The 10043-nt window shown below is 34.8% G+C and carries 9 protein-coding genes and 1 pseudogene; 9 read left to right on the top strand and 1 reads right to left on the bottom strand.

Annotated features, from left to right (window positions below):
• Nucleotides 1-7 precede the first annotated feature (7 nt).
• The 8 genes from dndC (at nt 8) to ACTTKP_RS05580 (ending at nt 7179) form a co-directional block, all read left to right on the top strand.
• Nucleotides 8-1558, top strand: a complete 1551-nt coding sequence (gene dndC / locus ACTTKP_RS05545) for a DNA phosphorothioation system sulfurtransferase DndC (RefSeq protein WP_442552910.1) — start codon at nt 8-10, stop codon at nt 1556-1558.
• Complete coding sequence (gene dndD, locus ACTTKP_RS05550) at nt 1558-3504, top strand: DNA sulfur modification protein DndD (RefSeq protein ID WP_442552911.1); 1947 nt, start codon at nt 1558-1560, stop codon at nt 3502-3504. Before dndC ends, dndD begins: the two co-directional genes overlap by 1 nt.
• Nucleotides 3501-3884 carry a DNA sulfur modification protein DndE gene (dndE, locus tag ACTTKP_RS05555; RefSeq protein WP_442552912.1) on the top strand — a complete coding sequence of 128 codons (384 nt, stop codon included), beginning with the start codon at nt 3501-3503 and terminating at the stop codon, nt 3882-3884. Before dndD ends, dndE begins: the two co-directional genes overlap by 4 nt.
• Nucleotides 3884-5035, top strand: a complete 1152-nt coding sequence (locus ACTTKP_RS05560) for a cysteine desulfurase family protein (protein ID WP_442552913.1) — start codon at nt 3884-3886, stop codon at nt 5033-5035. Before dndE ends, ACTTKP_RS05560 begins: the two co-directional genes overlap by 1 nt.
• Nucleotides 5036-5064: 29 nt before the next feature.
• Nucleotides 5065-5295, top strand: a complete 231-nt coding sequence (locus tag ACTTKP_RS05565; RefSeq protein WP_442552914.1) for a hypothetical protein — start codon at nt 5065-5067, stop codon at nt 5293-5295.
• Nucleotides 5270-5485: a hypothetical protein gene (locus ACTTKP_RS05570; protein ID WP_442552915.1), complete on the top strand. Its 216-nt coding sequence runs from the start codon at nt 5270-5272 to the stop codon at nt 5483-5485. Before ACTTKP_RS05565 ends, ACTTKP_RS05570 begins: the two co-directional genes overlap by 26 nt.
• A 193-nt stretch (nt 5486-5678) precedes the next feature.
• A complete protein-coding gene (locus ACTTKP_RS05575; RefSeq protein WP_442552916.1) occupies nt 5679-6596 on the top strand; it encodes a hypothetical protein in 918 nt (305 codons plus the stop codon).
• A gap of 4 nt (nt 6597-6600) precedes the next feature.
• The gene (locus ACTTKP_RS05580; protein ID WP_442552917.1) at nt 6601-7179 is read left to right on the top strand and encodes a hypothetical protein; all 579 of its coding nucleotides are present in this window, start codon (nt 6601-6603) and stop codon (nt 7177-7179) included.
• A gap of 622 nt (nt 7180-7801) precedes the next feature.
• Here ACTTKP_RS05580 and ACTTKP_RS05585 read toward each other — a convergent pair.
• Nucleotides 7802-9076, bottom strand: a pseudogene (locus tag ACTTKP_RS05585) (IS110 family transposase).
• Nucleotides 9077-9371: 295 nt separating this feature from the next.
• Here ACTTKP_RS05585 and ACTTKP_RS05590 point away from each other — a divergent pair.
• Nucleotides 9372-9956, top strand: coding sequence for an MptD family putative ECF transporter S component (locus ACTTKP_RS05590; protein WP_442552918.1), 585 nt, complete (start codon nt 9372-9374; stop codon nt 9954-9956).
• The last annotated feature ends 87 nt before the right edge of the window (nt 9957-10043 follow it).

Below are 10043 nucleotides of genomic sequence, written 5' to 3' on the forward strand. Positions count from 1 at the left end.
TATTGACATGGCAGAGAAAAGTGTAAGCTGTGAAGTAAATAAACAAGGAGTTACCATAAATAAAGATACGATTAACGGATTAATGGAAACAATAAGAAATCTGTATCTGTGCGATGATATTCCTTGGGTAATAGGGTATTCAGGAGGAAAAGATAGTACAGCTACACTTCAGTTGGTATGGTTAGCACTCTTGGAACTACCTAGAGAACAAGTAAAAAAAACGATTCATATTATAAATACAGACACTATGGTGGAGTCACCGGTTATTTCTAAGTGGGTTCAAAAATCATTGAAAACAATGGAAGAAGCAGCTAACGAACAGGGATTACCATTTGTGACCCATAGATTGACACCTGCAATGGATAATACATTTTGGGTAAATTTTATTGGAAGAGGTTATCCTTTTCCTAGAAAAAAACTTCGTTGGTGTACAGATCGATTGAAAATTCAGCCAGTAAATACATTTGTAAAAGATAAAATTGCTGAGCATGGTGAAATTATTATGGTCATTGGTACTCGAAAGGCAGAAAGTGTAAGAAGAGCGAAAACAATGGCTTATTATGAAAAGAGGAGAGTAAGAGAACTTCTTAGCCCTAATCAGGCAATGGTCAATGAACTGGTTTTCTCACCACTAGAAGATTGGAATGACAATGATGTATGGGTTTTTTTGATGCAATATAAAAATCCATGGGGCTATCCTAATAAGGAGTTATTGACTCTGTACAAAGGAGCGACAGCAGATAATGAATGCCCTATGATGATGGAAAAAGGATTGCCTAGTTGTGGTAAAAGTAGATTTGGCTGTTGGGTATGTACTATGGTTGCTCAGGACAAATCTATGGAGGCAATGATTTTAAATGATGAAGAAAAAGCATGGATGACACCCTTGTTGGAATTTAGAAATAAATTTGGAAATGAAGAGCTCGATAGGAACAGACGTTCTTTCAGAAAAATGGCTGGATATCTGCAGGGCAGTTATAAGCAATTGCACCATGGACCGTACAAAAAAGAAGTAAGGGAAGAGTGGTTGAGAGATTTACTAACCATTCAAAAGGATATAAACGAGAATGGACCTGAAGAGTTTAGTGATTTGGAACTGATTACAATGCCTGAATTAAGAAATATTAGAAGAATTTGGGTTCTTGAAAAGCATGAGTTTATAGATACGCTTCCAATTATTTATGAAGAAGTAATGGGGAAAACTTTCTCAGATCCGGAATGGATTGCGCCGGAAGCATTTAAGGGAGAAGAATGGAATATATTAAAAGAAGTTGTAAACGAGCTTTATCCAGACGAAGAATTAGCATTCGAAATGGCATATAGTTTGATAGACATTGAGAATCATTCTAATACATTAAATCAGAGGAAGGGCGTTTCTGACTCATTAGAGTCATGTATCCATAGAACATTCTATAAGAATGAGGAAGATGCTACTACATATTATCTGAATATGGTAACGCGTAAAAAAGATTTAGGTGGAAAGTTTAATGAGAAAGCATTGGACAATTCATATGATGATCCAACTGAAGAAGATGAAATTGACGAGGATGATGAGTAATGATAATCAAGAAATTAGTTATGCACAATTTCGGTGTGTATTCGTCTATAAATGTTTTGAAGTTTGCAAGCGACAAATCCGTTGTCCTTGTTGGAGGAATGAACGGACGAGGAAAAACGACAATATTGGAAGCGGTATTGTTAAGCTTATACGGTTCCAATTCATTTGCTTATACAGAAAGCAAATACAACACATATGGGCAGTATTTAAAATCTTATGTGAATAAAACAGATGGGTCATTAGAAACTTATCTTGAAATAGAGTTTTCAATGGACAATAGTGACAAAGAAGTATATAATGTCCGAAGAGAGTGGGATGGAAAAGGAATTCGTGTTCATGAAAAAATAATTGTAAAAAAGAATGGAGAAGAAAGTACATTTTTAACAGAAAATTGGCCGATGTTTGTTGAAAATATCTTGCCAAGTGCCTTATCAAGTTTCTTTTTCTTTGATGGAGAAAAAATAGCAGAGTTAGCTGTAGAAGAGACCAGTGAGCAAATGAAGGAATCTATCAAAGCAATGTTAGGGATTACTGTCCTGGATGTTTTACAGAGTGATGTTAGTAGGATTATTGGGCGCCTTTGTAAAGCAAACGAGGAAAATCAGGATCTCAAAAAATTTGAGGAATTATGTTCAAGGAAAGATAATGCTGAACAAGTATTACGCAATGTAGATATTGATATAGAAAATCACAAAATTGAATTGGAGCAATTGCAATTAGAGTTGGAGAAGCTTAATTCTGAATATGCGGTAAAGGGTGGTGGTATTCTTGAGCAAAAGAATAAGTTGATTAGTCAGCGTGCAGAATATATTGCTTCTGTTAGTGGATGCCAGGAGCAGTTATTAGATTTAGTTGCTGCAGAACTGCCGTTTGCACTTGTTTCAGATCTTTTAATTGATATAGAGCGCAAAGGAAAGATTGCTCATGAAAAGAAGATTAATACAATAGCATTTGAAAGAATAAAAGCAGCATATAGTAAATTTTCATCTCAATCAGAAGAGATAAGTAAATTTATTTCTTTTATGCAAGGAGAGACAGAGATAGATTCTGCAGAAGATGCATACAGCTTGTCAGATATGAATTTATTTCAGGTAGAAACACTTAATGCTAATAGAATAGATCAGAGTGTTAAAAAAGCAAAAACACTAATTGCTAAAAGAGATTTGCATCAAGAAAAAATCGATGAGATTGACAATTCATTATCGGTTGATATTGATGATGCCTCTCTGGAGAAGAGTCTTGTACTGATAAAGGAAAAAGAACGCGAAATAATCGAAAAGCAGGTTACAATTGATAATTTACAAAAAGAGAGAACTTCATTACATGGTAATTTCATATCAGCAGAATCTGAATTTAGTAAATTTGCAGAGAAAACTCTGGCAATTTTGGAAACTGTTGATGACGATAAGAGAACTATTAAATATGCTAATATGGCGCTTGAAATTATCAAGCTATATCGAGTTAGACTTCAGGAAAGAAAAACAGATGTCTTAGCACAAACAATGACTGAGTGTTACAAGAGATTAGCAAATAAAAAGAATTTGGTCAAGCAAATTAAGATGGATGCTGATACTTTGGATTTGCATTATATAGATGGAAATGGAGAAGAGATTGTTAAGAAGAGATTATCTGCGGGCGAGAAGCAACTGATGGTCATTTCGCTTCTTTGGGCATTAGCTATTTGTTCTAAGAAGAAATTGCCGGTTATCATTGATACTCCACTTTCTCGTTTAGATTCTGCACATAGAGAAGCTCTTATTAAGACGTATTTTCCCAATGCCAGTGAGCAGACGATTATTCTATCAACAGATTCAGAGATAGATGAAAGATATTATTCGATGATGGAAGATAGCGTTGGAGATGAATTTACGCTTAAGTATTGTGACAAGACAAGAACAACTACAATTAAGTCGGGATATTTCGGTTGGAAAGGAGTTCTAGAATGATTATAAAACAGATAAAGGTATCAAATGTATCCAAAGACCGTCTGGGACGATTAAAGGGAAAAACCGGCATAAAGAACTGGAATGTTTTATGCAGATGGGCATTATGTTATTCTTTATCTGAAAATACAATACCAACAGATCTTCCAATAATTGCGGATAGTAATGTAGAAATGTCATGGTATACCTTTGGTGGTGAATACAGTGACATATATGATGTGCTAATGATTGCTTGGTGTAAAAAGATGAATTTGCCTACAGATGAAGAAACTATATCAAAGTATTTTAAACTTCATTTAGAGAGAGGAATTGCACATTTGTCTGGAACCAATTTTATTAAGAATTTAGATGATTTAGTTCATCTGGTAACAGGAGAAGAATAATGGGAATCTATCTTGATTACAATGCTTCAGCACCAATAAGCACTGAGGTGTTGGATTACATGTTTGATGTGTATAAAACTTCATATGGTAACGCAGATAGTAGAACGCATGATTATGGTGAAGGGGCTAGAAAGATAGTAGAAGATGCCCGTACTCAAGTTGCAAATTTGCTTGGTGTTGGGACTGGAGAAGTATTCTTTACCAGTGGTTCAACAGAAAGCAATAATATTGCAATTCAGGGGCTTATAGATTATGCGACGGAGAAGAATAAAAAACATGTTATTACATCGACTATTGAACATAAGACGGTCTTAGAAACTGTTAAGAGTTTAGAAAAGCATGGTTTTGAAATTGATTTAGTATCACCATATGAAAGTGGACGCATTGATATAGAAAAGGTTACCAATCTAATAAAAGATGATACGTTATTGGTAAGTATTATGCATGCGAATAATGAAACCGGAATCATTCAACCGGTAAAAGAAATAGGTGATTATCTATTTGAAAAGGGAGTTTTATTCCATATTGATGCGACTCAGACTTGTGGGAAATTGATTAAAGAACTTAGAGAAATCAAGTATGATATGTTGTCATTAAGCGCTCACAAGCTAAGCGGGCCTCAAGGTATTGGTGCTTTGATCCTACGAAAGAAGAGATATAGGCTGCCCCCTGTAAAAGCTATTACATATGGTGGCCGGCAAGAGCATGGAATAAGACCGGGAACGATACCTGTAGCATTAGTGGCTGGTTTAGGGAAAGCTTGTGAGATAGCTAATGAGAATTATGAAAAGAATTTTGCAGCATATATAGAAAGAAAACAAATGGTATTATTGCTCATCGCAGATTCTGGGTTGGACATTAGCATAAATGGTGATCAGAACTATTGTATGCCAAATACAGTTAATATAAGTATTAATGGTGTTGAATCAGAAGCTTTAATGCTTTCATCAAAACAATATTGTGGTATTTCAAATGGTTCTGCATGTACATCACATGATTATAGCCCGAGTTATGTGCTTACTGCTATGGGATTAGATGCAGATAGAATTTCTTCTGCAATTAGGATTAGCTGGGGAGCTGATACAGATACTAGTCCGATGAGAGAGAATCTAACATCATTATTTGAAGTTGCGAAAGGATTAGTATTTTAGGTGAACTGAAATGGCCGGATGGGAAATCTGTGTTTTCAAAGATAGAGACTATCCTGAAGTCAGAAATAGAAGAGAATACTTTGCTTGCAACATTTGAATTTGAAACGGTTGAGGATGAAAAGAAAAATAGAATAATCAAGAAGGTTACTATTGAATGCAGAAAATGTGCCATTGGTGCTTTGTATGAGGATTTTGATGGCATCATTTATTCCTTTGATTCTGAAAGCAGAAGGTTTGATTCTGAATTATGCTGTTTATGAGTTGATACTTAAGCACAAAGCCGAACTGGAAAAACTAAATTATTATTCATTGGCAAAATTCTTAGATCAAGTGAATGATGATAATTCTTTGATTAGTGTGATTGATAAGTTAGAACCGGCAACACCAAGAAGAGAGAATCTGTCTGTTTATAGAGAAATATTGAGAAAAGAATTTGAAGAAGAATACTAAGATTCCGACCCCGGATTATATTGTCAAAATTGAAGAATGTAATAAAAGGATTCAGCAGGTTGAAAATGTTATTATTCAGAATGATTTTGATGCATATTCTGATGGTCTAATTGAGCACACATGGAAATATGCGAAGTTAAGTGGCGTGAAAGGATACACTGTGCAAAAAATATATAAGGAGAGGAATACACTATTGATAGTTGAGGATATAAAAAGATTTTTTGAAAAAATGAATAGTGAGGGTACATGGAACATAAAGCTGATAAGAATACATTCTTCAAATAGAGAAGGCACCAATTATGATTGCAGAGAGATTGGCTTTTCATCAAAAAAAGTTCTGGTAGACCATATTGAAGCACTAAAAAGTAAGTATTTAAGTGGCAATAAAGCAACTATACAGAAATATAATGAACTGAGACTGTATGATGGAACTACGGATAGTCAGGTGATTTATTGGTTGAATAAAACTAGTGACTTAATCAATAAAGCATATGCAAAATTAGTAGAAAGTTTGGCTAATGCTGATCAGGAAGGTGATCCTCTTAAAGAAAAGTATAGTGCGTATGTCTTGACTGGATTTGTGGAAGACAAACCTATTTATTTATTTTCTATGCAGTGTCCCTTTGTAAATATGAAAAGAAAACATATTTGGAATAATTCAATATTCAGCCCTATAGATAAACCTATCTTATCATTGCGCTTAAATGCAGATGTAATCATGTATGATGAAAAGGTGTATTTCCTGTCCATGGTGGGAGAAAATTTATTTAATATGGAAAGATCATATAAAGCTGCTTGTTTATATTGTGTGAATAATATTGTTGAGAGTGGCATTATCACTAATACTAAATGTTTTACAAACACTGCCATATCTGGAAGTAATCCTAGACGATTTGTAAGTTTCAATAATAGCTATTTAGAAAGATTGAAACATAAGAAAACTAGGGAACATATTGCTAAGAAATTTGATATTCCTGTTAAAGACAGTTTTTTTGATTCGGAACAAGAAGGAGCTTCAGAGAAAATTGTAAAACTTCTCTGCGGCAAGGGTATGGTAGATCCTTTTGATGATATTCCAATGGAAGTATCAGGTTCAAAAAATTGGAGTTGATGATATGTCGTTATTTATCGTAATCAGTTTATTTATTACATCATTTTTACCATTGTGGGTATCAATTATTTTCATTGATGTTAAAAGTTTAATTTGTAATGGTAGTAATATGTATACGGAAATTGTTAGTATAATAGTTATTGTGATTGCTAACTTTTTTTCTATTATTTTATTATGTAATTGGATAAAAAGGGAACTAGTTACATCTGAAGAATTGAAGATAAGCTATGCATGTGAAAATAAAAATGTTTCTTCGGAGTATTTACTTGCATATATTTTGCCACTATTCGCATTTGATTTTACACAGTGGGATTCCGTGGTGTTGTTTCTAATTTTTTTTGTGACTTTAGGATATATATGTGTGAAGCATAATAATTTCAGTGTGAATATTCTTCTGGAAATCTTGAAATACAATGTATATGATTGTAAAATAAAAACGGAAGAAAGTGATGATTTGGAAATTGAAAGAAAGATTATTTCAAAAACGAATCTCAGTAAATATAAAGGAAGAATTGTCAAAATTGAGAATTTGAATAACGAATATAGTATAATTAGAGAAAAACTTATAGATGAAGCAAAATAACTAATTTTATCAAAAAGACATACCCACGGCTGTAGTTATTGTAAATGGTATTATTTCGAGAACTTGATGATTTCAGGCAGGATCGCATTAAATTCAAGATTTTGTCCTTTACACTAATCGGCAGATTTCGCCAGGGCTTCTCCGGCATTCTTGTATTCAAACAGTTCATCTGCCGGAGAGTTTAAGAAATTTACCAAGCACATGGCATAGAGTAGGCTGAGAATGGTATGCCGGTTTTATATGTTGATAATAGTACGCACATTTATAGCAGCTTCATTAGCAACCTGACGCTGGATAAAGCAGATCGGTTCTTGTTTCTCGTAATTTACAGATAACAGTTTCTGCATTCATAATTTCAATCCCTCAATTTTATATTGAATAAATATAATGCGTTATATTATATAGCTACAACTAAAAAATTTTAGTTGGGGAAGTACATCTTATAATGTTAAAAAATTGGAAAATATAGAGTTGGAAATACCAACATACAATTCCAATTCCAATAATGATTTTATGAGTGATTAGTGTGAAAGAAAGCATAGGAAAGACATAAATTGGCGCACTTAAATAAGCTGTCTAAGGCAGGCAACTTTTTGAAGTGTTATAGAGTTTGGTAATTAGATTAAGAAGCTAATGGTTCATCAGGCGGGAGTAGTCCCTCCCGTTGTAATAGTTTCTTGGCTTGCTTGATAGCTTTTGCTTTTTGTTTTTCAACAAGAGCTACAGGCATATCGATTTTATAAAGGTCGCTCGGATTCCACTGCTCGCCAGTAGACAGCATCTGGTAGATGGCGGTAAGAATCATACGGGCAATAGCGATAATGGCTCTTTTCTTGCCACGACGTTTAACAAGAGATTCATATTTCTTTTTGTAGTAAGGTGATTTGGCAGATTTTACGGCTGCATGAGCACACTGTACTAATGCAGGTTTGAGGTAGACTCCGGCACGTGTAATCCGAACAGATTTCTTCTTACCAGCCGATTCATTGCTGCCAGGTGTTAAACTAGCCTAGCAACATAAACGTTTAGAATTTGAGAACTGAGACATGTCCGTACCAATTTCGGAGATGATAGTGATTGCACTATCACGTTTGACACCCGGAATGGTACAAAGGAACTGGACAGCATTTTCAAAATCAGGATTAGAGGAAATCATATTTTCTATCATTTTATCAACATCGTTGATTTCTGCTGTGATATAATCCATATGTGTGCGAACGAGGCGCATACGGTATTTTTGGGTATCAGTCATCTGATATCCTTCGACGGATTCTATAACAGTATCTTCTTTGGATTTGAGGCTCCGAAGAAGCTTAGATGCGATTTCTTCGTGGTTAATGGATGTACCCGATTGTTCAAGCAGATAGTCGATAATGGATGTGGATGACTTCCCAAAGATATCGGAAACAACAGAATCTAATGCAACATTACAAACAGTAAGAGCATTCTGATATCGATTCTTTTCACTTGAACGGCAGGAAACAAGCTTGTAACGATAGCGAGTGTATTCCCTGAGAATACGAACTATCTTACAAGGGATATAGCTGCCTTTGACAAGTCCGAGACGGAATAAATCCCCAATCCATTTAGAATCTTTGGTATCATCTTTGTTGCCTTTCACAGCCTTTACCCACTTGGGATTGGCAATGACAACATTGATTTCATCTTCCAGAAGATTAAAGACAGGAACCCAGTATTTGCCTGTGGATTCCATACAAACATAATGGCAGTCATTGTCAAGAAGCCATTGCTTGAATTCAAGAATTGAATTGTTAAAGGTGGAAAAGCGTTTCTTTTGGTAAGATGGCTCAATGCCACCGGTGGTTTTGACGATTGTGGCAACGAGAAACGATTTGTGAACATCGACACCACAACAGGTTTGGTAAGTAACTTTCATATCCGGTCTCCTTTCGTAAATGATAAGAAGCCATTGACTGAACTGCCACACAATTAAACTAAGGTGCTTAAGCAATTCTTAGTGTACGGATTCGTAATACCACTCATTTGTGCTTGAAAAGGCAGAACTTACACTGATTTTTATGCTGTCTAAAACGAAGAAAGTTATTACAACTTCTCCTCCCGTGCTTTGTAGTATAGCTTCTTGCAAACCATTTTAAAGCATAACGTAGAGAGTTGAAACACTTTCATTACTATTTGTGCCGCCAGCCGAAGGCGGCGGAATGGAGATTTTTATGAAAAACAAATTAAATGGTCGTGATTTTATTACAATCGGAATCTTTAATGCAATTGGAATTGTCATATACATGGCAGCCGGCTTTGCTATGGCAACAACAGTTATTGGAGGATTTATTGCTTCAGGAGTTAGCTTTATGGTAGCTGCTACCGTTTATATCCTTATGGCTTTGAAAGTTAAAAAGAAGGGTGTATTTACAATATCAGGAACTCTTCTTGGCTTAATTGCATTGTCAGGAGGACATTTGCCTCATGCAGTCTTTGCTGTAATCGGTGGAATTATATGTGATTTGATTATAGGAAATTATGAGAGCAAGGGACGAATGATTATTGGATATGGGACATTTGCATTAGCAGATTTTTTAGGGACAGTAATTCCTGTGATTTTATTCGGGACAGCTTCTTTTGTGGAAAGAGCATCAAAATGGAAAATGAGCGAAGCGGGGATAAATGAAGCATTATCTTATTTCAAAGTTTCGTGGGCAGTAGGATTTGGCTTGATAACTTTTGTTCTTGCTTGCATAGGAGCATTCGTTGCAACAAGGATACTTAAAAAACATTTTGAAAAAGCAGGAGTGATTTAATCAATCTTTCTGTTAATCAAATTCGAAAACAGTAGCTTTCTATATTCGCTTTCTTTTAAAATTTTTAGGTAGTTAACTCTATTCTTA

The sequence above is a fragment of the Catonella sp. genome (assembly GCF_052169795.1).
In the GTDB taxonomy this organism is placed as follows: domain Bacteria; phylum Bacillota; class Clostridia; order Lachnospirales; family Lachnospiraceae; genus Catonella.

Bases quoted from the DNA above. Each gene is read 5' to 3' on its own strand.
- ACTTKP_RS05560 (WP_442552913.1), top strand. From the start codon at position 3,884: ATGGGAATCTATCTTGATTACAATGCTTCAGCACCAATAAGCACTGAG.
- ACTTKP_RS05580 (WP_442552917.1), top strand. From the start codon at position 6,601: ATGTCGTTATTTATCGTAATCAGTTTATTTATTACATCATTTTTACCA.
- dndE (WP_442552912.1), top strand. From the start codon at position 3,501: ATGATTATAAAACAGATAAAGGTATCAAATGTATCCAAAGACCGTCTG.
- dndD (WP_442552911.1), top strand. From the start codon at position 1,558: ATGATAATCAAGAAATTAGTTATGCACAATTTCGGTGTGTATTCGTCT.
- dndC (WP_442552910.1), top strand. From the start codon at position 8: ATGGCAGAGAAAAGTGTAAGCTGTGAAGTAAATAAACAAGGAGTTACC.
- ACTTKP_RS05590 (WP_442552918.1), top strand. From the start codon at position 9,372: ATGAAAAACAAATTAAATGGTCGTGATTTTATTACAATCGGAATCTTT.